Origin of the sequence: Streptomyces sp. NPDC091272, from assembly GCF_044757485.1 — a bacterium.
In the GTDB taxonomy this organism is placed as follows: Bacteria; Actinomycetota; Actinomycetes; order Streptomycetales; family Streptomycetaceae; genus Streptomyces.
Genome location: NZ_JBIVVC010000004.1, coordinates 71,153 through 93,410 on the forward strand (window position 1 = coordinate 71,153; position 22,258 = coordinate 93,410).

The 22,258-nt window shown below is 68.0% G+C and carries 25 protein-coding genes; 10 read left to right on the forward strand and 15 right to left on the reverse strand.

The features are described 5' to 3' along the window. Positions 1 to 21 precede the first annotated feature (21 nt). From ACIQM4_RS13400 to ACIQM4_RS13410, 3 genes are all read left to right on the forward strand, one after another. Positions 22 to 456: a helix-turn-helix domain-containing protein gene (locus ACIQM4_RS13400; RefSeq protein ID WP_401590366.1), complete on the forward strand. Its 435-nt coding sequence runs from the start codon at positions 22 to 24 to the stop codon at positions 454 to 456. Positions 457 to 479: 23 nt separating this feature from the next. Continuing rightward, positions 480 to 1,067, forward strand: coding sequence for a hypothetical protein (locus ACIQM4_RS13405; protein ID WP_401590368.1), 588 nt, complete (start codon positions 480 to 482; stop codon positions 1,065 to 1,067). 141 nt (positions 1,068 to 1,208) lie between these two features. Continuing rightward, positions 1,209 to 1,553: a DUF2516 family protein gene (locus tag ACIQM4_RS13410; protein WP_401590371.1), complete on the forward strand. Its 345-nt coding sequence runs from the start codon at positions 1,209 to 1,211 to the stop codon at positions 1,551 to 1,553. A 193-nt stretch (positions 1,554 to 1,746) separates the two neighbouring features. On the opposite strand, the gene ACIQM4_RS13415 is transcribed toward ACIQM4_RS13410, so the two are convergent. From ACIQM4_RS13415 to ACIQM4_RS13425, 3 genes are all read right to left on the reverse strand, one after another. Next, positions 1,747 to 3,111: a PP2C family protein-serine/threonine phosphatase gene (locus tag ACIQM4_RS13415; protein ID WP_401590374.1), complete on the reverse strand. Its 1,365-nt coding sequence runs from the start codon at positions 3,109 to 3,111 to the stop codon at positions 1,747 to 1,749. Positions 3,112 to 3,585: 474 nt separating this feature from the next. Then, positions 3,586 to 4,677 (reverse strand): NlpC/P60 family protein, encoded by a 1,092-nt coding sequence (locus ACIQM4_RS13420; protein WP_401590377.1) that lies wholly within the window; start codon positions 4,675 to 4,677, stop codon positions 3,586 to 3,588. A 260-nt stretch (positions 4,678 to 4,937) separates the two neighbouring features. After that, positions 4,938 to 5,786: a class I SAM-dependent methyltransferase gene (locus ACIQM4_RS13425; RefSeq protein ID WP_401590380.1), complete on the reverse strand. Its 849-nt coding sequence runs from the start codon at positions 5,784 to 5,786 to the stop codon at positions 4,938 to 4,940. A gap of 176 nt (positions 5,787 to 5,962) precedes the next feature. Between ACIQM4_RS13425 and mshA the strand changes: the two genes are divergently transcribed. Beyond that, positions 5,963 to 7,315: a D-inositol-3-phosphate glycosyltransferase gene (gene mshA / locus ACIQM4_RS13430; protein ID WP_401590382.1), complete on the forward strand. Its 1,353-nt coding sequence runs from the start codon at positions 5,963 to 5,965 to the stop codon at positions 7,313 to 7,315. After that, positions 7,308 to 7,814, forward strand: coding sequence for a YbjN domain-containing protein (locus ACIQM4_RS13435; RefSeq protein WP_401590384.1), 507 nt, complete (start codon positions 7,308 to 7,310; stop codon positions 7,812 to 7,814). Before mshA ends, ACIQM4_RS13435 begins: the two co-directional genes overlap by 8 nt. 160 nt (positions 7,815 to 7,974) lie before the next feature. Here the strand turns inward: ACIQM4_RS13435 and ACIQM4_RS13440 are convergent, their stop codons facing one another. After that, positions 7,975 to 9,252 carry an MDR family MFS transporter gene (locus tag ACIQM4_RS13440; protein WP_401591390.1) on the reverse strand — a complete coding sequence of 426 codons (1,278 nt, stop codon included), beginning with the start codon at positions 9,250 to 9,252 and terminating at the stop codon, positions 7,975 to 7,977. Positions 9,253 to 9,448: 196 nt separating this feature from the next. On the opposite strand from ACIQM4_RS13440, the gene ACIQM4_RS13445 reads away from it, so the two are divergent. Next, positions 9,449 to 10,210 carry a phosphoglyceromutase gene (locus tag ACIQM4_RS13445; RefSeq protein ID WP_401590387.1) on the forward strand — a complete coding sequence of 254 codons (762 nt, stop codon included), beginning with the start codon at positions 9,449 to 9,451 and terminating at the stop codon, positions 10,208 to 10,210. Between the two features lie 80 nt (positions 10,211 to 10,290). On the opposite strand, the gene ACIQM4_RS13450 is transcribed toward ACIQM4_RS13445, so the two are convergent. The 11 genes from ACIQM4_RS13450 to ACIQM4_RS13500 form a co-directional block, all read right to left on the reverse strand. Beyond that, positions 10,291 to 10,470: a hypothetical protein gene (locus ACIQM4_RS13450; RefSeq protein ID WP_401590390.1), complete on the reverse strand. Its 180-nt coding sequence runs from the start codon at positions 10,468 to 10,470 to the stop codon at positions 10,291 to 10,293. Between the two features lie 446 nt (positions 10,471 to 10,916). Further along, positions 10,917 to 12,176, reverse strand: a complete 1,260-nt coding sequence (locus tag ACIQM4_RS13455) for a tyrosine-type recombinase/integrase (protein ID WP_401590392.1) — start codon at positions 12,174 to 12,176, stop codon at positions 10,917 to 10,919. After that, a complete protein-coding gene (locus ACIQM4_RS13460; RefSeq protein WP_014047492.1) occupies positions 12,176 to 12,376 on the reverse strand; it encodes an AlpA family transcriptional regulator in 201 nt (66 codons plus the stop codon). The genes ACIQM4_RS13455 and ACIQM4_RS13460 overlap by 1 nt, the downstream gene beginning before the upstream one ends. A 2-nt stretch (positions 12,377 to 12,378) precedes the next feature. Beyond that, positions 12,379 to 13,752 (reverse strand): replication initiator protein RepSA, encoded by a 1,374-nt coding sequence (repSA, locus tag ACIQM4_RS13465; RefSeq protein WP_401590396.1) that lies wholly within the window; start codon positions 13,750 to 13,752, stop codon positions 12,379 to 12,381. 128 nt (positions 13,753 to 13,880) lie between these two features. Next, complete coding sequence (locus ACIQM4_RS13470) at positions 13,881 to 14,189, reverse strand: SpdD-like protein (protein WP_401590399.1); 309 nt, start codon at positions 14,187 to 14,189, stop codon at positions 13,881 to 13,883. A 32-nt stretch (positions 14,190 to 14,221) separates the two neighbouring features. After that, on the reverse strand, positions 14,222 to 14,377 hold the full coding sequence (locus ACIQM4_RS13475) for a hypothetical protein (RefSeq protein ID WP_401590401.1): 156 nt from the start codon (positions 14,375 to 14,377) through the stop codon (positions 14,222 to 14,224). A gap of 16 nt (positions 14,378 to 14,393) precedes the next feature. After that, a complete protein-coding gene (locus ACIQM4_RS13480; RefSeq protein WP_401590404.1) occupies positions 14,394 to 14,585 on the reverse strand; it encodes a mobile element transfer protein in 192 nt (63 codons plus the stop codon). 18 nt (positions 14,586 to 14,603) lie between these two features. Next, on the reverse strand, positions 14,604 to 15,269 hold the full coding sequence (locus ACIQM4_RS13485) for a DUF2637 domain-containing protein (RefSeq protein ID WP_401590407.1): 666 nt from the start codon (positions 15,267 to 15,269) through the stop codon (positions 14,604 to 14,606). A gap of 78 nt (positions 15,270 to 15,347) precedes the next feature. After that, positions 15,348 to 16,703, reverse strand: coding sequence for an FtsK/SpoIIIE domain-containing protein (locus ACIQM4_RS13490; RefSeq protein WP_401590410.1), 1,356 nt, complete (start codon positions 16,701 to 16,703; stop codon positions 15,348 to 15,350). Between the two features lie 2 nt (positions 16,704 to 16,705). Continuing rightward, a complete protein-coding gene (locus ACIQM4_RS13495; protein WP_185029411.1) occupies positions 16,706 to 17,062 on the reverse strand; it encodes a hypothetical protein in 357 nt (118 codons plus the stop codon). 139 nt (positions 17,063 to 17,201) lie between these two features. Continuing rightward, positions 17,202 to 17,981: a GntR family transcriptional regulator gene (locus ACIQM4_RS13500; RefSeq protein WP_401590413.1), complete on the reverse strand. Its 780-nt coding sequence runs from the start codon at positions 17,979 to 17,981 to the stop codon at positions 17,202 to 17,204. An 18-nt stretch (positions 17,982 to 17,999) separates the two neighbouring features. Here ACIQM4_RS13500 and ACIQM4_RS13505 point away from each other — a divergent pair, with 18 nt between their 5' ends. The 4 genes from ACIQM4_RS13505 to ACIQM4_RS13520 all read left to right on the forward strand — a co-directional run bounded on the left by ACIQM4_RS13505 (position 18,000) and on the right by ACIQM4_RS13520 (position 21,964). Then, the gene (locus tag ACIQM4_RS13505; protein WP_401590416.1) at positions 18,000 to 18,467 is read left to right on the forward strand and encodes an NUDIX hydrolase; all 468 of its coding nucleotides are present in this window, start codon (positions 18,000 to 18,002) and stop codon (positions 18,465 to 18,467) included. A 409-nt stretch (positions 18,468 to 18,876) separates the two neighbouring features. Continuing rightward, positions 18,877 to 20,235 carry a hypothetical protein gene (locus ACIQM4_RS13510; protein ID WP_401590419.1) on the forward strand — a complete coding sequence of 453 codons (1,359 nt, stop codon included), beginning with the start codon at positions 18,877 to 18,879 and terminating at the stop codon, positions 20,233 to 20,235. Then, positions 20,232 to 21,125: a DNA adenine methylase gene (locus ACIQM4_RS13515; RefSeq protein ID WP_401590421.1), complete on the forward strand. Its 894-nt coding sequence runs from the start codon at positions 20,232 to 20,234 to the stop codon at positions 21,123 to 21,125. Before ACIQM4_RS13510 ends, ACIQM4_RS13515 begins: the two co-directional genes overlap by 4 nt. Further along, positions 21,122 to 21,964 (forward strand): hypothetical protein, encoded by an 843-nt coding sequence (locus tag ACIQM4_RS13520; RefSeq protein ID WP_401590424.1) that lies wholly within the window; start codon positions 21,122 to 21,124, stop codon positions 21,962 to 21,964. The genes ACIQM4_RS13515 and ACIQM4_RS13520 overlap by 4 nt, the downstream gene beginning before the upstream one ends. Positions 21,965 to 22,258: the final 294 nt, after the last annotated feature.

Consider the following 22,258-nt stretch of genomic DNA (forward strand, 5'->3'; position numbering starts at 1 on the left):
AGGAGGGTGCACCATCGGGGCATGGCAACACTGAACGTCGGCAATCTCGGGGAGTACCTGCGCGAGCAGCGGCGCAACGCGCAGCTGTCGTTGCGTCAGCTCGCCGACGCCGCCGGGGTGTCCAACCCGTACCTCAGCCAGATCGAACGCGGTCTGCGCAAGCCGAGCGCGGACATCCTCCAGCAACTCGCCAAGGCGCTGCGGATCTCCGCGGAAACGCTGTACGTCCAGGCCGGAATCCTCGACGAGAAGGACCGGGACGAACTGGAGACGCGCGCCGTCATCCTGGCCGACCCCTCGATCAGCGAGCGGCAGAAGCAGGTACTGCTCCAGATCTACGAGTCCTTCCGCAAGGAGAACGCGGCGGAGCACACGGCGGAGAACGCCGACGCCGCGGCGGCCGGGAGTGACACGGACAGCGATGCCGGCAGTGATGCCGCCCCACCCTCACACTGATGCGATCCGGGAGGACCACAGTTATGGCCATCAGCGATGACCTGCGCAAGAACCTCGCCGACCCGACCCCCCTCTACTTCGTCGCCGGTACGGCGGACCTCGCCGTGCAGCAGGCCAAGAAGTTCGCCGACGAGGCGCCGGAGCGCTTCGAGAAGGTGCGGCAGACCGACCCCAAGGTCGTACAGGAGAAGGTGACTTCGCAGGCCAAGGAGGCGCAGGCCACCCTGCAGGCGAAGTTCTCCGAGGTGATCGGCTCCTTCGACACCGACCTGAAGAAGCTGGGCGAGACCGCCCAGGACCTCGCGCTGCGGGGCGTGGGCGTGGCCGCCGAGTACGCGGTCAAGGCCCGTGAGACGTACGAGAGGGTCGCCGAGCACGGCGAGCAGGCCGTGAAGCAGTGGCGCGGTGAGGCCGCCGAGGAGATCAACGAGATCGCCGTCGCGGTCGAGCCGGACCCGGAGCCGGTGGCCACGGAGCCCGCGGCCGCGAAGGCCGACGAGCCGGTGGTGGCCGCCGCGGCGACGAAGAAGGCCCCGGCGCGCACCAAGGGCGCGGCCAGGAAGACGGCCCCGGCGGACGGGAGCACGACGGCGGCCGCCGACGAGAAGTAGTGGCGCGGTAGGCACGGTCACGACGAGGCGTGTGCGCGGGACACGACGGGCCGGATCGCCACAAAGGCGTCCGGCCCGTCGTTTCGGTACCTTGGCCAAGGCGGTCACCAGGCGGTCAACCCGGATGAGGCGGTGCTCAGTATGTTGCGTGACGGTTTCGATGTCGGGCTGATGTTCGTGGTCGGGCTGGTCTTCCTTGTCACGGCGGTGGCCGCGCTGATCATGGCCGCGACCGCGCGTGCCGACGCGTACCAGGCCGCGGACAAGCAGTCCAAGAACTTCTGGCTGGTCATCCTCGGGATCACGGTCGTCGTGAACCTGGTGGTGCCGGTCCTGTTCCTGCAGATCGCGGGCCTGGTCGCGTCGATCGTGTTCCTGGTGGACGTACGGCCGGCCCTGCGCCAGGTCTCCGGCGGCGGTGGTGGCCGCCGCGGCGGCGGCAGTAGCAGCGACGGCCCGTACGGGCCCTACAACGGCGGCCGTTGAGCAAAGGGCCGTGCGGCCCGCTGCGGAGGGCGTCCAGCGACGGGCCGAACGGCCGACGGGCCGAACGGCCGACGGGCCGAACGGCCGACGGGCCGAACGGCCGACGGGCCGAACGGCCCTGTTGGTGCGGCAGCCGTTGAGCGAGGGGCCGCGGGGGCCTGCTGTGGCGGGTGTGTAGCGGGAGCCGCGGGGCCTACTGCTGCGGGCGGTGTGCGGCAGGTCTCGGCCTGCCGCGTTCCTTGTTCTTGCCGCTGTTGCCGTCCCGGTCCAGGAGCAGGAGGGCGACGTCGTCCGTCAGTTCGCCGCCGTTCAGTTCGCGGACGCGGGTGACGGCGGCCTCCAGAAGCTCCTCGCCGCGCAGCCCCTCGGACAGCTGGCGGTTGATCATCGCCACCATGCCGTCCTGGCCGAGCCTGCCGGGGCGCCCGGTGCCGTCCGCGCCGGCGAGCCGGCCCTCGATCAGACCGTCCGTGTACATCAACAGGCTCCAGGCCCCGCCCAGTTCGACCTGTTGCCGCGGCCAGCGGGCACGCGGCAGCAGACCCAGCGCGGGACCCCCGTCGTCGAACGGCATGAGCTGGGCGAGCTGGCCGTGGCGGGCGATCAGCGGCGCCGGGTGGCCGGCCAGGCAGAGCCCGGCGCGACGGCCGTCCGGTGCGATGTCGACCGTGCAGAGCGTCGCGAAGATCTCCTCGCTCTCCCGCTCGTGCTCCAGCACACGCTGGAGCGTGGAAAGCAGCTCGTCCCCGCACAGCCCGGCGAAGGTCAGCGCCCGCCAGGCGATACGCAGCTCGACCCCGAGTGCGGCCTCGTCCGGGCCGTGCCCGCAGACGTCGCCGATCATCGCGTGCACGGTGCCGTCCGGGGTGCGGACGGTGTCGTAGAAGTCGCCGCCGAGCAGCGCCCGGGAGCGGCCGGGACGGTAGCGGGACGCGAACTTCAGGTCCGAACCCTCCAGCAGCGGCGTCGGCAGCAGGCCGCGCTCCAGCCGGGCGTTCTCCTGGGCGTGCAGCCGGGACTCGGCCAGTTTGTACGAGGCGGTGTCGGCGCGCTTGCGTTCCACCGCGTACCGGATCGCACGGCTCAGCAGCCGGCCGTCCAGCTCGTCGCGGAACAGGAAGTCCTGGGCGCCCGCGCGGACCGCCTCGGCGGCGTGCTCGGCCCGGTCCGGCGGGGTCAGCGCCAGTACGGCGTGGTGGGGCGCCATCCGCAGGACGTCGCGGAGCGCGCCCAGGGGGCTGCCGGCGTCGCCGTTCGCCTCGTCCGCGCGGCACTCCGCGCAGCTGCCGCAGCCGGGCAGTGCCAGGTCGAGCAGGATGCAGTGCACGTCGTCCGTGAGCAGCCGGCCGGCCTCGGTGAGGTTGCGGGCCGTGCGGACACGGACCCGAGGACCGCCTGCGGATTCGAGCAGATCGGGCACGGCGAAGGCGTCCGCCGGGTCGTTCTCGATCACCAGCAGGGTGAGGTCGGTCGGCTGCTGGGGTGCGGTGTGCTGAGGGCCGGCCTGACCGCTTTCCACGGCGGGCACTACTCTCTGCCGCGGTATGGGTACGGGCATCGGTTCGGTTCCTTCCCTCCCCCCGAGGGCGCGGTGGGACGCCGATCGACGCCCCGCCAAACGGGGACCTTAGCGTTACCCGGCGCCGCAACGGAATGCCGTTCACGAATCCGCCCCGGTCATATGCTGAGCCTCTTCACCGCTCCCGGCCAGGCATAAGCCGCGTCCCGGCACGGATCGACCGCACGGTCCGGGGCGGACCCGCCATGACAAAGATCACCCCTGACGGGGGCGCGCGGAGGTGCCCGGGGGCGGGGGTGTACGGGGGCGTACGGCGGCGTGCGCGGGACCCCCTCGGAGGCCCCCGTGCGCCGCGGGGCCCCTCGGAGGCCCCGTACGTCGCGGACCCCCCGGACCGGGCGGCCGGTCCACCCACCGAGCCCGGGCGGACCCCCCCCGGGCAGGGCGGTCGGTCCGCCCCTCGAGCCCGAGCGGACCCCCCGGACCGGGCGGTCGGTCCGCCCGCCGAGCCCGTCAGCCCGGCCGCACCACGCCCAGTATCGGCATCGAGCCCGCTCCCGCGATCGTCACCGTCCGGCCAGGCCTCGGGGCGTGCACCATGGCGCCGTCGCCCACGTACATCGCCACATGGCTCGCGTCGGGGAAGTAGATGATCAGGTCGCCGGGCCGCATGTCCGCCACGGCCACCTTCGGCAGCAGCCGCCACTGCTCCTGCGAGGTGCGTGGGACCGCCCGGCCCGCCGCCCGCCAGGCCTGCTGGGTCAGGCCCGAGCAGTCGAAGGCGGCTGGTCCCTCGGCTCCCCATACGTACGGGTCGCCGATCTGGGCCGTCGCGAAGGACACCGCCTGCTTGCCCTGGGCCGTCGACGCCGCGCCGCCCTTGCCGCCGTTCTTCAGCGCCCCCGAGTTCAGCCAGGCCGTCTGGGCGCGGTACTGCTCCTCCCGCTCCAGCTCAAGGAGCCGGCTGCGCTCCTTCTCCTCCAGGCGGGCCTCCAGCTTCTCGGCCGCGGCGATCTGCTTCTTGACCTCCTTCTGCGCCTTCTCCTTGCGCTTGCGGTTGGCCTCCAGCTTCTGCCACTCGCTGCTGGCGTCCTGGGAGTAGGTCCGCAGGTCCTCCTGGGTCCTGGTCAGCTCGTCCAGCATCCCCTTCACCGCGGCCTGGCCCTGCTGCATCCGCCCGGCGCCCCGCAGGAAGAGGTCGGGGTCGCCGCTGAGCATCAGCCGCGCGCTCTGCGGCACGCCGCCCGTGCGGTACTGGGCGCGGGCCTGCGCGCCGAGCCGGTCCTTGAGCTCGTTGATCCGCTCCTCGCCCGCCACGATCGACCTGGCCAGCTTCACGATCTCGCCGGACTGGCCCTGCGCCTGGTCCTCCGCGAGGTTGTAGGCGTCGGTGGCGGCCCCCGCCTTGCGGTAGAGGGCGTCTATGTCTCTTCGGACCTCGTCCAGGCTCTTGTCCCCCTCGCCCCCGGCCGCGGGCGGTGGCGCCGGGTCGGCGGACGCCTGCCCCGGCAGCACCAGCACGCTCAGCGCGCAGACCAGCGCTATGGCGGTCGTGATGCTGCTGCCACGGCTACGGCACTTGCGGCCACTACGGCTTCGGTTCACGAGCTCCCCCCGGAACGAGTCTGAATCTGATTTACCGTCAGTAACTTGGCGGTGCTGCCGAGATGCTGCCACGCCTGCCGCAAAAGCGACAGAGGCGGAAACAGCGTCCCCTCACAACCCCCCGGGACCTTCCGGCCCTTCCCTGCACACCCGTCCGACGAACGAGATCGATTTCCCGTTCCCCGAATTCCACCCGCCCCCGGAACAACCGTTGTTGTTCACCGGTACGTGGTCCTCCGTCGCCGGAACGTGGTCTTCCGTCACCGGTACGAGGCGTTCCGGGGGGCCAGTGCCTCCCAGCGCACGGTGACCTCTCCCTGCCGCCACCTGCGCTCCCCGTCCGCCGCCGCGTGCCCGGCGGGGGAGTGCGGCCCGGTCAGCGGCCAGTCCGCCGACAGGTCCCGGGCCGCCCTGATCCACCGCTGCCGCGCGCCCAGCGACGCGTACGGCGCGGCGGCCGCCCACGCCCGGTCGAAGTCCCGCAGGAACGCGTGCACCGGCTCACCCGGCACGTTCCGGTGGATCAGCGCCTTCGGCAGCCGCTCCGCCAGGTCGGAGGGCCGCTCAAGGGAGCCCAGCCGGGTCGCGAAGGTGACCGTCCTCGGCCCCTCGGGGCCCAGCGCCACCCACACGTGCCGCCGCCCGATCTCGTCGCAGGTGCCCTCCACCAGGAGGCCGCCGGGGGCCAGCCGTCCGCGCAGCCGCTCCCAGACGGCGGCCACCTGCTCCTCGTCGTACTGTCGGAGTACGTTCGCCGCGCGGATCAGCATCGGCCGCCGGTCGCCGTCGAGCGGTACCTCGAAGCCGCCGTGCCGGAAGACCAGCCCCTCCCGTTCGTAAGGTTTCGCCCCCGCCACCCGGGCGGGCTCGATCTCAATACCGGTCACCTGGACGGCCGGCGCGGCCGTCCGCAGCCGCCCCAGCAGTTCCACGGCGGTCCACGGCGCGGCCCCGTACCCCAGGTCGACGGCCACCGCCCCCGCCGCGCGGCGCAGCGCACCGCCGTGCACGGCGGCGATCCAGCGGTCCATCCGCCGCAGCCGGTTCGGGTTCGTGGTCCCGCGGGTGACGGCGCCGACGGGGCGCGGGGAGGAGGTGCGGGAGGCCATGGCACGACCTTAAGCGGGCGGGAAACCCGCGAGGGAAAAAGCAATGATTTGGCAAAATGGAAATGGACCGCGGAATTCCGCTGTTCTCCCCCTTCGGAAGGGCCGCGCCTGCGCCCAGCCCTGCCCAGAAACTGCCCGGAAGCAGATCTCCGCATCAGTCGAGGAGGACCGTCGACGTGAGCCAGTACGTCTCCCGACTCACCGGCACCCTGGCCGCGGCGGCCCCGCCCCGCCTGCGCCTCCCCGGCGCCGCGCCCCGCAAGCCCCGCCGCATCGCCATGCTCAGCGTGCACACCTCACCGCTGCACCAGCCGGGCACCGGCGACGCGGGCGGCATGAACGTCTACATCGTCGAGCTCGCCAAGCGACTGGCCGCGATCAACATCGAGGTGGAGATCTTCACCAGGGCCACCACCGGCGGCCTGCCGCCGAGCGTGGAGCTGGCCCCGGGTGTCCTGGTGCGTCACATAGACGCCGGGCCGTACGAGGGCCTCGCCAAGGAGGAGCTGCCCGCCCAGCTCTGCGCCTTCACCCACGGTGTGATGCAGGCCTGGGCCGGACACCGCCCCGGTTACTACGACCTGGTGCACTCCCACTACTGGCTCTCCGGCCACGTCGGCTGGCTCGCCGCCGAACGCTGGGGCGTCCCCCTCGTCCACGCCATGCACACCATGGCCAAGGTCAAGAACGCCTCGCTGGCCGAAGGCGACACCCCCGAGCCCGCCGCCCGCGTCATCGGCGAGACCCAGATCGTGCGCGCCGCCGACCGCCTCATCGCGAACACCGCGGAGGAGGCCGACGAACTGGTCCGCTTCTACGACGCCGACCCCGGCCATGTTGCCGTGGTGCACCCCGGCGTGAACCTGGACCGTTTCCGGCCCGCGGACGGCCGCGCCGCCGCCCGCGAGCGGCTGGGACTGCCCCAGGAGGCGTTCGTACCGCTCTTCGCCGGCCGCATCCAGCCCCTCAAGGCCCCCGACATCCTGCTGCGCGCCGTCGCCGTCCTGCTCGCCGAGGACCCTTCGCTCCGCTCCCGGATGGTCGTGCCGATCGTCGGCGGGCCCAGCGGCTCCGGCATGGCCAAGCCGGAGGAGCTCCAGAAGCTCGCGGCCCGCCTCGGCATCGCCGACGTCGTCCGGTTCCGGCCGCCGGTCGGCCAGGACCGCCTCGCGGACTGGTTCCGCGCCGCGTCCGTCCTCGTGATGCCGTCCTACAGCGAGTCGTTCGGCCTCGTCGCCATCGAGGCGGAGGCCACCGGAACACCGGTCGTCGCCGCGTCCGTCGGCGGTCTGCCGGTCGCCGTGCGGGACGGCTCGACCGGCTTCCTGATAGCGGGCCACGACCCGGCCGCGTACGCCCGGGCCCTGCGCCGCTTCATCGACCACCCCGGGCTCGTCGACACCATGGGTACGGCCGCCGCCCGGCACGCCCAGGCGTTCGGCTGGGACACCGCGGCCTCGGCCACCGCCGACGTCTACACCGCGGCGATGCACGAACACCGCCGTCACGTACGCTCGCACCATGGCTGAGACAGCTCGAACGGCTGACGCACGAGGCATCCTCGAAGCGACCCTCAAGGAAGCCGACCTGGAGTGGGAGAGCCCGCGCCAGGGCTCGTACGTCGTCAAACTCCCCGGCACGCGCAAGCTGTACACCACGGTCTCGCTGATCATCGGACAGCACTCGCTCTCGCTGAACGCCTTCGTGATCCGCCACCCCGACGAGAACCACGAGGCCGTCCACCGCTGGCTCCTGGAGCGCAACCTGCGCCTGTACGGGGTGAGTTACGCGATCGACCCGCTCGGCGACGTCTACCTCGCCGGAAAGCTTCCGCTGGCGGCCGTCACCCCCGACGAGATCGACCGGCTGCTGGGCTCGGTCCTGGAAGCCGCCGACGGCTCCTTCAACACCCTCCTGGAGCTGGGCTTCGCGTCCGCCATCCGCAAGGAGTACGCGTGGCGCGTCTCGCGCGGCGAGTCCACCCGCAACCTGGACGCCTTCGCGCACCTGACGAAGCCGCGGGACTGACGAAGCCGCGGGACTGACGAAGCCGCGGGACTGACGAAGCCGCGGGACTGACGAAGCCGCGGGACTGACGAAGCCGCGCACCTGACGAAGCCGCGGGACTGACGAGGCAGGGGCTGGGCGGACGGCCCGATCCGCCCGCCACCGCCCCCACCTGCACGGCCTACGCCGCCGGCGTGACCTCCGCGGTCTTCGCCACCGGTTCCTCCGGCACCCGGACCCGCTCGACCGGCGCCGGCTCCGGCGGCAGCTTGCGCATCAGCAGCCAGTACCCGGCCGCCGCCACCATCCCGACCACCGCGCAGCCGGCCCACAGCCAGGCGCTGCCGAACCTGTCGATGACGAATCCGCCGAGCAGCGGGGCCGCCAGCGCCGCCACCGCCCACGACATCGTGTACATGCCCTGGTAGCGGCCCCGCCCGTGCACCGGCGAGAGCCGGACCACGAGCCCCGTCTGGACCGGCGAGTTGATGATCTCGGCCAGCGTCCACACGCAGACGGTCAGCACGTACACCCCGAGCGACCCCGCGAACGCGGTCAGCCCGAACCCGTATCCCGCGAGCAGCGAGGAGACCACCAGCAGCCTGCGCGGGTCGCGGTGCTCGATGAACCGGGTCACCGGGATCTGGAGCGCCACGATGAGCACGCCGTTGACCGCGATCGCCGTGCCGAAGTCGGAGCTGCTGAAGCCGTCGGTGCCCATCGCCACCGGCAGTGCCACGTACCCCTGCTGGAAGATCAGTGCCACCAGGAACGAGAGCCCCACCACGCTCATGAAGCGCCCGTCGCGCAGCACGGTCCCCATCCCGACCGCCGGATCGGCCGCCTGCTCGGCCGCCGTCCGCTCGGGCCGCGACTCCGGCAGCTTCAGGAACACCACCAGGGCGCAGGCCAGCGTCATCCCGGCCTCGATGAGGAAACCGGCCCGGTAGCTGTACTCGGCGAGGAACCCGGCACCGGCCGAGGAGACCGCGAAGCCGAGGTTGATCGCCCAGTAGTTCAGCGAGAACGCCCGCACCCGGTCCTCGGGCCGCACGATGTCCGCCATCATCGCCTGCACGGCCGGCCGCGAGGCGTTGCTCGCCATGCCCACCAGGAACGCCACGGCGGCGATCGCGAACGGGTGCTGCATGAAACCGAGCAGCGCGACCGCGCCGGCCGTCGAGGTCTGCGCGATCAGCAGGGTGGGCCGCCGGCCCAGCCGGTCCGCCAGCACGCCCGCGCCGAGCGAGGAGACGACACCGCCGAGCCCGTGCAGCGCCGCCACCAGACCCGCGTACGTCGCCGAGTAACCCCGGTCGATCGTCAGGTACAGCGCCATGAACGTCGCGACGAACGCACCCAGCCGGTTCACCAGGGTGCTCGTCCAGAGCCACCAGAACTCCCGGGGGAGCCCCGACACGCTCTCGCGAACGGCACGTCTCAGACCTGCTGCGGACATCGTCATCCCCCGGAAGTAAGCGGCTCACTGAACAGCCGCAACTTACTTTCGCGGCCGTCACCGCCGCCACCGGATTGACGCGGACCGTCAATCCGTCCACCTGGGAACGCGCGCGGCGCCCGCAAGGACACGAGCCCTCAGCCGGTCGCGCGCACGACCGAGCGGCACACCCAGAATGTCCATTAGGCTCGTACGCATGGCCGACGCACCGTACAAGCTGATCCTCCTCCGCCACGGCGAGAGCGAATGGAACGCGAAGAACCTGTTCACCGGCTGGGTGGACGTCAACCTCACCGAGAAGGGCGAGAAGGAGGCCGTACGGGGCGGTGAGCTGCTCACCGCGGCCGGTCTGCTCCCGGACGTGCTGCACACCTCGCTCCAGAAGCGCGCCATCCGCACCGCCCAGCTCGCGCTGGAGTCCGCGGACCGCCACTGGATCCCGGTCCACCGCAGCTGGCGCCTGAACGAGCGCCACTACGGCGCCCTTCAGGGCAAGGACAAGGCGCAGACCCTCGCCGAGTTCGGCGAGGAGCAGTTCATGCTGTGGCGCCGCTCGTACGACACCCCGCCGCCGGTCCTTGAGGACGGCACGGAGTTCTCGCAGTCCGACGACCCGCGCTACGCCACGATCCCCTCGGAGCTGCGCCCGCGCACCGAGTGCCTCAAGGACGTCGTCGAGCGGATGCTCCCGTACTGGTACGACGGCATCGTCCCGGACCTCCTCGACGGCAAGACCGTGCTGGTCGCCGCGCACGGCAACAGCCTGCGCGGCCTGGTCAAGCACCTCGACGGCATCTCAGACGAGGACATCTCCGGCCTGAACATCCCGACCGGCATCCCGCTCTACTACGAGCTCGACGCCGACTTCCACCCCCTCACCAAGGGCGGCAAGTACCTTGACCCGGACGCGGCAGCCGCGGCCATCGAGGCGGTCAAGAACCAGGGCAAGAAGAAGTAAGCAGAGCTGAAGAGGCCCCCCACCTGCGAGTTTTTCGTGTGGTGGGGGGCTTTTTGGGGTGCTGGGCCGTCTGTGGGCCGTCAGGCCTGACCGCGCCAGAAGCGCACGCGGATGTCGAGCATGATCAGTAGAGCTGCCGGGGCGGCGACCTCAGGGGGTGCGTCCGCCCACAGAGCGAGTACCCCGCCACCCGTGCCGATCAGAATGATCGGTAGATCACGGGGGCGGACGTCGACGCTCATGCCTGTACGTGGGACCATGAAGTTCTCCTGCTGTGCTTCGGTTACGCCGGATCAAGGCCATGACTGAAAAGCGGCACGGAGGTGAATGCCGCCCCTGGCCGGGCGGCATTCTTATGCCGTAGAAACCTTCCCATGAGTGCGCTTCTGCGGACAAACGCGCAGCTTAAGCAGTGTGTTGTCGCAGTTTTCTACTTCGACAGTAGAAAAGTAGCAACCTAGGAACGGTCCGGCTGAGTGTCTACGTGAGCACACATATTGTTCACGATCTGGCACGCGGAGCGGTTCGGTAGGTGCTGCTTGGGTGTCGTTGGGCGTCTGACCTGGAGAGAGGCGCTGACGAACGGAAGGCGCAAAATTGATGCTGGATGGGCTGAAGAATTCAGCTTCTTGCTTGCGAGCTAGCAAGCGTGCTAGCTCGCAAGCAAGCCTTTCCTAGCCCGCAAGGAGCTTGCCTACTCGATTGGCTAATGGTCTTCTGCGAAAGCGAATCCCGGATCTCCGTAACCGGTATAGGTTTCGGAGATTGCTTTCCGCGTCCGCTCCTGGCTCGACGGCATCAGATGCGCGTACACCCGCAGCGTCAGCCCCGGGTCCGAGTGACCGAGGTACTCGGCCAGCGCCTTGATGTTCTCCCCGGCGTCCAGCAGCACCGACGCGTAGAAGTGCCGCATCGCGTGCATCCCGTTCTCGCGAGACTCGGCATGCGGAGCGCCGGCCGCAGGCACGGGGATGACTCCGGCCGAAGCGAGAGCCGGTTTCCACGCCTCCTCGTTGAGCGAGGTTCGCCAGACGTGACCGCCGCGCGGTGCCGTGAAGATGAGTCGCTTGTTCACCGGGGGTCCGTCCGCGACCTTCCACGGCAGCGTGATCTCGACCGGCGGGAACCGCTTCATGTGCGCCCTTAGCGCGTCGGCGACAGGTCCGGGGAGTGGCACGTCCCGCAGCTTGCCACCCTTCGGCGGGGCGAAGACGGGCTTGCTGCGGCTCAGCTTGAGCTGCTGGACGACGTGCAGTGTGTCCGAGCGGAAGTCGATCGCGTCCACCGCAACGCCCAGGATCTCGCCTTGCCGGAGACCGCAGCCGCCGCCGAGGTCGATCATCGCCTGATACCGGTCGGGCATGCCCGCGCGCACGGCGAAGAGCCGTTCCGGCGTCCAAGGCGTGATGCGCTTCGCGTCCACCGTCGGCGGCCGGACCGAGCGGGCAGCGCAAGGGTTCCGAGGAAGGTTCCCGTCGTCCACGGCCGCGCTCAGCGCCGCCCGCACGTTGGAGTAGATCGTCCGGGCGTACGAGCCACGGACACCGTTCGCCTGGAGCTGCTGCACCCAGTCGCGGATGTGCGCCGGCTGGAACGAACCGAGTGGGCGCGTGCCGAGGTACGGGAACGCGTGCAGCCGGAGTTGCGACTCCATCGAGGCTTGCGTGTTGGGGTCGGCCCCCTGCGTGTTCACCCAGCCCTCCGCGTACTGCTGGAAGGTGGTCCGGGCCGCGCGAGGATCGATGTACTGGCCCCGCGCCATGTCCGCCTCGATGTGGGCCAGCCACTGCTCGGCGAGCCGCTTCTGCCGATCCTGGAAGCTCTTGGACTTCTCCCTGCCGTCCGGGCCGATGTAACGGGCGCGGTAGCGCAGCCCGGATCCGTAGCGTTCCGACTTCACCTTGCGCGGCTTGCCGTCCGGTCCGACCTCGGTCGTGAACCAGCGGTCCTGGATGTGTCCGGCCATCAGGCAGCCACCTCGCCCCGGCGGGAGTCGACCCAGGCCCGTACGTCGTCCGGATCGAAGCGGAGGTGCCGGCCGACACGGAAGCCGCGGGGACCGGTCCGCTTCCGGCGCCACTGGTAGACCGTCTCGACGCTGGGCAGCTCGAACATCTCGACCAGGTCGTCAGGCGTCAGATAACGGCTCGGCAGGGGGAGCGCCATGGTCACCACTCCCTCTCGTCGACCAGCTCCGCCATGGCTTCACGGGCTGTCTCGCGGTTGAGCTGGAGGTCCCGGGCGATGGTCGCGGCGAGGACGGATTCGCCGGGGGAGTGACCGTGCCCGGCGTACTGCCAGTCGGTGAGGACGAGCACGGTGTCCGGGGCGCGGTCCTCCAAGCCGAGGGATTGCTGTTCCTGCGCGGCGCGGAAGTCGGCCCGGGCCTGGCGGAGTTCGCCGAGCGTGGTCGAGTAGCGGCGGGACTTCGAGGAGAAGTGGCCGCGGAACCCAAGCATGTGCGCCCAGGCCCACAACCGGCGCTCGGGGTAGAGCGGATCGAGGAGGCGGCACGCGGCGGTGAGGCGGCGGGCGTGGTCGGGGACGCCGTGGCGGTCGAGTTCGGAGAGCTCGCCGATGCGCCGGTCCAGGGTGCCGGTGTTCTCCGCGGCTTTGGTGGCGTACTTCGCGACGTAGGACGCCACGGCATGTTCGGTGAGGTCTGAGCCGTCGCCGAAGGCGGTGACCGGGCGGACGTCGAGCTGTGTGCCCCAGCGGAAGGTACGGGCGGGCTGGTCGTCGACTGCCGGAGCGGACACCGAGGTGTAGTTGTGACGGGCGGCGGCGCGTATCGCGTCGGTGAGCAGGTCAACGGTGGCCCAGGACGGGGAAGGGGTGTCCGGTCCGTCCGGCCCGTCGATCCGCATCACGGCGTGGAAGTGGATCGCCCCGCGCTTCTGGAACTCCGCGACCTTGCCGTACGAGAGCCGGGCGGATTCCTTCAGTTCGGCCTGTGTGAGTCCGGCGCGGGCGGCGATCTCCCGGCGGAGACGGGTCGTGAACCGCATCCAGAGGTCGCCCGCGTGGTTGTTGAACAGGACGGATCCGGCGTAGTCGTACGTCTTTGGGTCCAGGGCGGTGCCGAGTTCGGGTGCGTCGGCGGGGTGCCGGGTGCCGCAGCGGCAGGTGCCGTGGTCGGGTCGGTTGTGGACGGGGCCGAAGGACGGGGCGGTGAGGGTGGCGAAGACGCGGGGGTGGTCGCGGACGGTGGCGGGGACGTCGCGGCGGTCGTCTCCGGCCAGGCCCGCGCGGATCAGGTGGTAGGTGTCTCCGGCGTACGTCCAGGCGCAGGAGGGGCAGCGGGAGGCGCGGCGGTTTCCGCAGGCGAGGCGGAGGCGTCCGCCGGGTTCGGTTTCGGTCGAGTAGTGGTGCAGGGTCTCGCCGGTGGTCCTGTCCTTGGTGAAGGTCCAGCCGGTGAGGTGGATCGGGTCGGAGCAGCCGCCGGTACGGCGGACCTGGTCCTCCCAGCGGTGGAAGTCGGGGGCCGAAGCCACCCGCAGCAGGTCGCCGAGGGTGATCCGATCAAACGGCGCCTCAGGCATGTGCACTCTCCCGGCGGCGGGCGGTGCGGTCGGTCATGATGGTGCTTCCTTCCGGATCTGTGGTTCGGGCAGGAGCACGGCTTCCGGGCGGCGGATGCTTGGCGGTATCGAGGCCGCCCGGAAGCCGGTCAGCGGTGGTTCTGCGACGCCACGAGCGAGCGCACGACCAGGGTGCTGACGGCGAGCGACGCGGCGGTGACGGCGACCGCGAGGAGCATGGAGACAAGGACCGCTCCGACGACCAGGACCACGGCCGTGCCGCCACCGATGACGGCTACGACGGCACCGGGCGTGAGCTGGACCGTGGGCCGGGCGGGAGCCGCGCCGGTCGGCACGGGGGCCGGGGCCTGGTGGAGTACGGCGGGAACGTCGGTCCGGGCGGGGCCCGTGACGATTCCGGTCGGCATCGGGTTGGTGGGGATCTTCGGGCGGAGCATGGTGGTTCTCCCTTCGATCGGGTCGTGTGGAGTCACTTGACGGCGGTGTCGATCACGGGGGACAGGAGGCTGTCGGCGAGGAGGTAACCGCCGAGCAGCAGCACGAGCACGAGCCACCAGGGCGGGCGGATGAGCTTCACGCCGAGGCAGCCGACGACGATCAGGGCGAGCCAGAGCGGGGCGTCCATGGCGTTCTTGCCTCCTTCAGCGGACCTTGCAGCGGTGGGTGCGGGCGGCGAGCTGGGCGGCGGAACGGCTGCTGAAGTCGGACGACCAGCCGCAGCGGTCGGCGGTGCACACGGCGGCGTGCCTGGTGCGGCCGTGCCGGTCGCGGTGGGTGCCGATCTGCACCGGTCCGATGCGCATCACGGAGTGGAAGTGGTCGCGGGCGGGCATGGTGGATCTCCTCTCGGTTCAGGCGAGCTGGGCGGCGATGGCGGCGGCGAGTTGGGGCGGGACGCCGAGGCGGGCGCGGAGGGTGTCGGTGTCGATCGGTGAGCCGGTACGGGTTCGGTGGTCGGCGGCGACCTTCCGGGCATGGTCGACGAGCGCGGCCGGGACGGGCGGAGTCGTGTCGGCGGGAGGCCGGACCGGAGACTTCTCAGCCGCAGGAACCGGTACGGGTTCCAGCTCCGGGACCTGTTCGTCAGTGATCAGCTCCGGCGCCGGAGGAGCAGCCACGGGTGCCGGCGGAATGGGCATCGGGTCCTCGGCCGGGGGCGATGTGTGGGCGAGGAGCGTCCCGCCGAGGAAGGCGAGGGCGGGCCATCCGGCGACGCCGAAGCGCAGCCAGGCCGGAGGATTCTGGAGATCGAGGAACCCGGCGGTGGCGACGTTGGCGCCGAGGGAGGCGACGAGCGCGATCAGGAACCAGCACCAGGCGAGCCGGGACGGGCCGTCCTTCCGCAGCCGACGCCAGGCGGCGACGAGGAGCAGATCGACGCTGATCGGGTAGGCCCATGCCTTCCAGCCGTCCTGCCCGACAGCGGCGGCGAGGTCGTGGAGGTGTGCGAAGGACAGCGCTCCGGCGATCACGGCTTGGACGAGTACGGCATCCACGCGGACTTTGGGACGGACCATCGCGGACCTCTCCTTTTCGGCATGGGACGGGTAGGGACCTGGCGCGGGGACGGTCGCGCCGACTGGTGTGCGGAGAGGTCAGGCGGTGGTGGGCGCGGCCTTGGTGAGCGGCGTGGTGGCCGAGGGCAGCGGGGCGACGGCGGGCCGGAAGGCCGCGAGGGCGGGTACGTCCGGGGTGCGGTCGGCGTGCCGGTTGCAGATGTTCACGGCTTGGCGCAGGGAGGTGTGCGGTGCGCGGATGCGGGCCCATCCACCGGTCGAGTCGCCCGAGACGGCGATGCCGGGGACATCGGTGGGAATCTGGATCGCGGCGAGTACGGCGTCCGGGGCGATGTCTCCGAAGGCCATGTTGGCGCTGGACTCGTCGTTGACGCGGTGGGCGGTGCGGCCGGTGAGCTGGGCCCGGAGCATCGTGATGCCCTTGCCGAGTTCGGAGCCGAAGCGCTGGCCGCAGATTTCCAGGTAGATGCCCGCGGCGCGGCCGAGTTGGGCGAGGCGGACCAGGGCGGTGACGATTCGGTCCCGGCGCTTCTCCTCGTCCTTGGTGGCGAAGAGCGCTAGTTCGGCGACCTCGTCGACCAGGACCACGACGGGAGTAGGGCGCATGTCGGCGGGCAGGTCCCAGATGTCGGCGGCTATATCGGCGTCCGGAACGTCGACGGTGATGCGCTGGGCGGCACGGATGAGCTGGTAGACGTCCTCCATGTGCTGCACAAGTGTTTCGAGGAGGTCGAGGGCGGTGTCCGGGTTGTCGGCGAGGGCGGAGAAGCGCCGGACCAGCGGGAAGAGCTCGACGCCCTGTTTGCAGTCGATCCCGATGAGAGCGACGTCGTGTGATGCGAGGCCGGCGACCAGGTTGCGCTGGTAGACGGACTTGCCCGACTCGGTCGCACCGAGCGTCAGCCCGTGGGGCACGGCCCGGTAGTCGCGGTAGTGGACGGACCCGTCCTCGCGCAGCGCGACGGGGATGCGCATGGGTGCGCGGTCGGTCTTGGCGGGCATCTGCACCCGCCGGAGGACGTCGTACCCGGTCATCCGTAACTCGACCACCCCCGAGTGGAGTTCGCGGGAGGTGACTCCGTACAACCCGAAGGAGTGCCGGAGGCGGTCGGTGGCCGAAGCGACATCGAAGGCATCCTGACCGGGGCGGAGCTTGAGACGCAGCACCAGCCCCGTACGGGTCGGCCGGAGACGGAGGATGCGCGGGGCCCGCGACGCGGGAACGGGTCGGTTCGCCATCCGGGCGAGGGAGAGACGCCAGCGGGCGGGCGGAACGGTCAGCCCGCAAGCGTCCATGACCGAGGTGTACCGGAGGGCGACCCTCAGCGCGGCGAAGGTGACACCGAAGGTCATCCAGTACCAGGCGGAACGCTGCCACCGCAGGATCACTGCGGTGACGGCGACCAGCAGCAGCGTGACCAGGAAGCCGGTCATGATCAAGCCGCCTTGGGCTTCTCGGCACTGGCGGCGAGCGAGGTGACCGCCACCGCGCGGAAGGCGATGCCGTGCCGCTTCTGTCCGTTGAACTCGTTCTCCCACGGGCGGGCGATCAGGCCGGTGACGGCGACGGGCGTGCCCATCATCAGCTCACCGGAGATGCCCGGCTCGGGGACGGTGACCGAAAGGATCTCCACTTCGTCGTTCGCTGCGAACATCACGTCCACGGTCATGAGCTTCGCGCCGCTCTCGGTGTCCATGGCGATCTCGCCGGTACGGCGGTCCTTGACCTTGATCTGCGGGGGCTTGGCGACCATCACGGACGCGGCGGAGGTGTCGACGGGGATCGTACGCACAGCGGATCACTCCTCTAGAGGTGCTCGACTCTGTCACTCATATATATGAGTGACACGAAGAAGAGTGCATCGCTCCTGTACATGAGTCAACCCGCCGAGACGAAGAAGTCACGGCGGGCTGCGGGGAGTTGAGTGGGCGTCAGTCGGTGGCGGGGATGCGGTAGCTGAAAACGAACTGGTCAGCCGCCATAAGGGTGTCGCAGACCTCCACGACGCGATCCTCGGTCGTCCGCGCCTCACGGATCAGGTGAACCACTGAAGCACCGGGGCTCAGGGCCAGTTCGGACGCTTCCGCCTTGGTCGCCAACCGAGCTTGCAGCGTCTCGACGAACTCCGCGAACTCATGCCCACGGTCTTCGAGCCGGGCGTAGATGCCACCACCGCCGGGGTTCTTCGCGAACAGCTCGGGAATGTCCTTCGCGACGTCCCACGGGAGGTATGAGGTGGCCGTCTCCACGGGAGTCTCGTTCCGGAAATAGAGGCGGCGCCGAGCGAGAACCTGGGTGCCGGCCGGGACGCCGAGCCGCTCCGCGATGTCCTTCGGAGCCTCCATCGGGCCGATGTAGAGAACGCTGACGCCCGCTTTCGCCCCGGACTGTTCCGACTCGGCGAGGTACGCGGCCTTGCCACCTTGCCGGTGCGAGCGCTTGAAGCGGTCCGAGGACCGGTGTCGTACTGGTGGCCGGGCCTTCACGATGGACCCCTTGCCCTGGCGGGTCTCCACGAGGTCACTCGCGCGGACCTCCACCATGGCCTTTCGGATGGTGCCGCCCGAGACGCCGTAGCGCTCCACGAGCTCCGATTCGCTGGGCACCATGTCGCCGGGCTTAAGGATGCCGACGCGGATCTGCTGGACGATCTCCTCGGCGATCTGCACGTACCGGGGTACGGACTTCCCACCTCCTACTGCTGTTTCCATAGTCCTTCTCTTCCTCCTATGCTCCTGTACATGAGTAACAGTGCGCAGGAGAGCACGTCAACGCCGCTCCACTCCGTGTCCGTAGCCGGAGTGGTCGTGCGCGATGACGGGCGACTGCTGGCGATCCGCCGTGCCGACAACGGCACTTGGGAGCTCCCCGGCGGCGTACTCGAACTCGACGAGGCCCCGGAGACGGGCGTACGGCGTGAGGTCCTGGAGGAGACGGGCATCCACGTCGAAGTGGACGAGCTCACCGGGGTCTACAAGAACACCACCCGCGGCATCGTGGCCCTGGTCTTCCGCTGCAAGCCCGCCGGCGGAAGCGAGCGGACGTCCAGCGAATCGACCGCGGTCGGCTGGCTCACGCCCGAAGAGGTTGCGGAGTGGATGGCCGAGGTCTACGCGGTCCGGCTGCTGGACGCACTCGACGGGAACGGCCCCCATGTGCGAAGCCATGACGGCAAGCACCTGACACCGATCCGATAGAACTTTCCCTACTTCATCAAGGCCCGCGCACGGCGCGGGCGCGCGCCGCCTCTGCGGCGCGGCCTGCCTCCTGTCTCCGCCCCGGCTGGCCGCGCCCGGCGGCGCGCTCGGCGGCTGCGGGCGTGAAGTGAGGAGACACCCTCTGTGGCTGGGGCGGTCGGCTCCACGGCTTTAGCCACCTCCCCGGTTCGGGTCCCGTGTCGAGCAAGACCAGGGGGCCACTCGTTCAAATTCCGGGCAGGATCACAGCCTGCCCGAGTTGCCGGCCAGCGTACGGCCCCCTGATCATGCTCGACCCCAAACCGGGCAGGACACCGGCCAAACCCGCTCCGCCTCAGCCGGGGCACTGGTCAGTCAAATTTGCTAGATCGCTACCGGAGTTGGCGAACCAAATGAGAACATCATCACCATGGAGCAGATTGACTTCGCGGTCACGGACCTGAGCCTCGACAGGCAGAACCCTCGGCACGACGTACCTACACCAACGACGCGCGAGGCGATCACAGCCCTCGTGTCCGCGGACTCTGAAAAGTGGGTGAACCTGGCTCAAGACATCGCTACAGAAGGACTCAACCCGACCGAGCTGACCATCGTCGTAGAGGAAGAAGGCGACATGGTGGTCATCGAAGGGAATCGAAGAGTTTCAGCTCTCAAAGCGTTACTGGATCCAAGCCTCGTCGAAGATCCTGGGATTCGACAGCAGATAGGAATTGTCGCGCGCAGACACCGAAATAAGATCCCGCGAACAGTACGCTGTGTAGTTTCACCCAGTAGAGAAGCAGCACGTCATTGGATCGTTCTGCGACACACAGGTGAAAACCATGGCGTAGGCGTTGTCCGGTGGAATCATGAACAAGTAACTCGCTACGCCAAGAAAAAGAATCCATCCGAGCGAGCACTCCGCTTCATTCACCAAGTAACTGCCTGGTATGGGGATGATCAGGAATTCCTTGCGAACGTCGAGAAGGTACGCTCAACTCGCCTTACCACGTTGGCCCGAGTACTCAGTGATCCGAAAATTCGCCACTCCCTCGGGATCGAATTCACCGAGGATGGCATCCTTGCAGACTATACACCAGAGGTAATGCGGAGCTCAATTCGTAAGATCTTTTCCGATCTTGCATCTCACCTTTCGGTGTCCCTAATTAAGAGCAAAGAACAGCGGCGCGATTACATTGGCGCCATAAAAGAGCATCTGCCTCAGAACTCCGATCGCCTCGCACAGCCCCACTTGGCAGCAGCGGCCGAGGAAAACAAAACCACTCCGCAGCGTCCTACCAAAACAATCACATCGGCGGAATCTAAGCCGCCGAAACAGCCTGCTGCTGAACGGCCGAGCGAGGACAAGCGGGTATTTCAGAACGTCGTGCTGCGAAATGTCAGCTCACGAACCGCAAAGGTTCTCAACGAGGCTAAAAGGGTTACCATAGCGGAATCCCCAAACGTAGCGGCAATCATGATTCGTGCGGTGATTGACATTACCGTTACGGAAGCGGCTGAGAGGCAGGGGTGGCGACGAAGGCAAGACAAATTGCGCGACCGAATCCGTGTGGCGCTATCACACATTGACCCCGAGAGTAGTGATCGCGAACTGGATGAGGCCCGTCGTATGTCCCAGAATGATGGAGCACTCTCGGTTAAAAACCTTCACGCTTTCATGCATCAGTGGGCTGTAGAGCCCATGATTATCGACGTGACTAGATTGAGCGCCGTCTATACGCCAATGTTGGTGAAAATTGACGCTTTCCTGGGAGAGAACCAGAAGTGACGAGATACATCAGTCCGCTTCGCTACCCTGGCGGAAAGGCTCGATTGGCTGGTTACATTGACCGACTCATCGGCGCCCAGAAGCCGCGACCAAGGCACTATGCGGAGCCATTCTGCGGCGGGGCTGGTGCCGCGTTAAAACTCCTTGTGGACGGCGCAGTAGATCGAATTCATTTGAATGACGCAGATCCTGGCATCGCCGCCTTCTGGCGCTGCGTATTTGAGATGAGCAACGAGTTCGCCTCTATGATTCGCGACGCCGATGTCACCATCGAAGCTTGGCGACGGGAATCCGCCATATATTCAACCCCACTAGGGAAAAATGACCTGGAGCTCGGATTCGCAACCTTTTTCCTCAACAGATGTAACCGGTCTGGCATCTTGCGCGCTCGGCCAATTGGGGGATTTGAGCAGGCGGGGAAATGGAAGATCGATGCCCGTTTTAATCGTGAGGCCCTTGCGCAGCGCATAGAGTTTCTGGGAAAGTACAGAGACAAGGTTTCATTGACACAACAGGATGGGCGAGATCACATTCGCAGCCTCGCCGAGCTTGGGCATGACGTAATTGCCTACGTAGACCCTCCCTATCTTGTACAAGGGGATCGCTTGTATATGGATTCCCTGAGCTCTTCAGATCATCAAGAACTTTCCTCAGTATTGAGCGAGACTCCGATCAAGTGGTTTCTTACCTACGATGCCGAAGCCCGCATTACGGAGGATCTTTACTCTAGGCATCGCTGCATGCAATTCGAAATTTCTCACAGCGCCCAGGTGCGCCACCTGGGCGTGGAGTATGCGGTCTTCAGTGACTCCCTCAGCGTCCCACAGTTCGACGGAGTTATCGGGACAGGGGACTACCTGTGGCTGAATGAATCCCGGGAGGCGATTTGAGCGTCGTTCACTTTCCTGAATACCGCGCATATGAAAACGACAGAATTCATGCCAGTGACGCAATAATGGCACTATTGGCGGGATCTCGCCTAGCGGAAAATATGCTGCGCCTAACCGCGGGCAGCACGCGCCTCTTGCCGGAGATTTTTCCAGCAGTGCCCCACATCAAGCGCATGAACCTTTCCACGGCCAGCGCTCAGTCGCTGCTGGCCGAGGCTGAGAAGCACCTCAGTGCAATGGCGGTTCCATATGCATTGGCGATTCACGAAGACTTCGTGCAGACCTGTTTCGGTCTTCTCATTCGCTCAGGGCAGATGACTCAGAGCGAGGCCGACGGAGCAAAGGCATATTCGATGCACGGCGTTTTCGAGAAGAAAATGGGGAAGAAACTTCCTCAGGACTCTATGGAGCAGTTTCATCTGATCCGAAAAATGAGAAACGCAGTCATCCACGCTGGTGGAATGCCTCAGCCAAGCCTGATTAAGTCTGCCACGAAACTCGGGTCGAGCGCTCTTAGTCAATGGATCAAAGTCACCGGGAAGCACCCACAGCTTCGCATTAGCGCCGGCGTTCCAGTGACCTTTTCACACGGCGAGTTGATTCTTGCCCTTGCCGTCACCAAACGCATTTCGCAAGAAATGAACTGCCTACTCAGAGATACGGTCGCTCGCGCAACATGGGCAGACATAGCCTTGGAAGATTTTGATGTCGAGCATGCGGCGCTCAAACACATTTCCCAGAGGAAGAGAAAACTTCCTGGATTTCTGAACACGAACTACCGCCCACTCAATCTGTCCCAAGCTGAGTTGAACTCGGCAATGCAGAGAGCAGGCTGGTGAAGTGGAAAAGAGGACGCTCTACCGGTTAAGCTACCAGCCGGGACTCGAACCCGGACCTTCCTCTTCTGTGGATGCCTACGGTCATGAGCCGAAACGGGCCTCTTCGGCCTCGCATCCCTACCTACCATTGAGGCTATCAGGCTCTTGAAGGTAGTCGCGCGACGATCTGGCGGATGTGATGTACGCCACTTATGACGAGTCGCGCCAAAGGGTGATTCCGAAGCTGACTGGGAGATCTCTGGACTGGCTCCAATCAGGTGGCGACAGCAGCCAAGGGTGGTCCGGCAACACGAC

Coding starts and splice junctions, on each gene's coding strand:
- ACIQM4_RS13400 (WP_401590366.1), top strand. CDS start 22: ATGGCAACACTGAACGTCGGCAATCTCGGGGAGTACCTGCGCGAGCAG.
- ACIQM4_RS13405 (WP_401590368.1), top strand. CDS start 480: ATGGCCATCAGCGATGACCTGCGCAAGAACCTCGCCGACCCGACCCCC.
- ACIQM4_RS13410 (WP_401590371.1), top strand. CDS start 1,209: ATGTTGCGTGACGGTTTCGATGTCGGGCTGATGTTCGTGGTCGGGCTG.
- ACIQM4_RS13415 (WP_401590374.1), bottom strand. CDS start 3,111: ATGCCCGTACCCATACCGCGGCAGAGAGTAGTGCCCGCCGTGGAAAGC.
- ACIQM4_RS13425 (WP_401590380.1), bottom strand. CDS start 5,786: ATGGCCTCCCGCACCTCCTCCCCGCGCCCCGTCGGCGCCGTCACCCGC.
- ACIQM4_RS13435 (WP_401590384.1), top strand. CDS start 7,308: ATGGCTGAGACAGCTCGAACGGCTGACGCACGAGGCATCCTCGAAGCG.
- ACIQM4_RS13440 (WP_401591390.1), bottom strand. CDS start 9,252: ATGTCCGCAGCAGGTCTGAGACGTGCCGTTCGCGAGAGCGTGTCGGGG.
- ACIQM4_RS13445 (WP_401590387.1), top strand. CDS start 9,449: ATGGCCGACGCACCGTACAAGCTGATCCTCCTCCGCCACGGCGAGAGC.
- ACIQM4_RS13450 (WP_401590390.1), bottom strand. CDS start 10,470: ATGGTCCCACGTACAGGCATGAGCGTCGACGTCCGCCCCCGTGATCTA.
- ACIQM4_RS13455 (WP_401590392.1), bottom strand. CDS start 12,176: ATGGCCGGACACATCCAGGACCGCTGGTTCACGACCGAGGTCGGACCG.
- ACIQM4_RS13460 (WP_014047492.1), bottom strand. CDS start 12,376: ATGGCGCTCCCCCTGCCGAGCCGTTATCTGACGCCTGACGACCTGGTC.
- repSA (WP_401590396.1), bottom strand. CDS start 13,752: ATGCCTGAGGCGCCGTTTGATCGGATCACCCTCGGCGACCTGCTGCGG.
- ACIQM4_RS13470 (WP_401590399.1), bottom strand. CDS start 14,189: ATGCTCCGCCCGAAGATCCCCACCAACCCGATGCCGACCGGAATCGTC.
- ACIQM4_RS13475 (WP_401590401.1), bottom strand. CDS start 14,377: ATGGACGCCCCGCTCTGGCTCGCCCTGATCGTCGTCGGCTGCCTCGGC.
- ACIQM4_RS13480 (WP_401590404.1), bottom strand. CDS start 14,585: ATGCCCGCCCGCGACCACTTCCACTCCGTGATGCGCATCGGACCGGTG.
- ACIQM4_RS13485 (WP_401590407.1), bottom strand. CDS start 15,269: ATGGTCCGTCCCAAAGTCCGCGTGGATGCCGTACTCGTCCAAGCCGTG.
- ACIQM4_RS13490 (WP_401590410.1), bottom strand. CDS start 16,703: ATGACCGGCTTCCTGGTCACGCTGCTGCTGGTCGCCGTCACCGCAGTG.
- ACIQM4_RS13500 (WP_401590413.1), bottom strand. CDS start 17,981: ATGGAAACAGCAGTAGGAGGTGGGAAGTCCGTACCCCGGTACGTGCAG.
- ACIQM4_RS13505 (WP_401590416.1), top strand. CDS start 18,000: ATGCTCCTGTACATGAGTAACAGTGCGCAGGAGAGCACGTCAACGCCG.
- ACIQM4_RS13510 (WP_401590419.1), top strand. CDS start 18,877: ATGGAGCAGATTGACTTCGCGGTCACGGACCTGAGCCTCGACAGGCAG.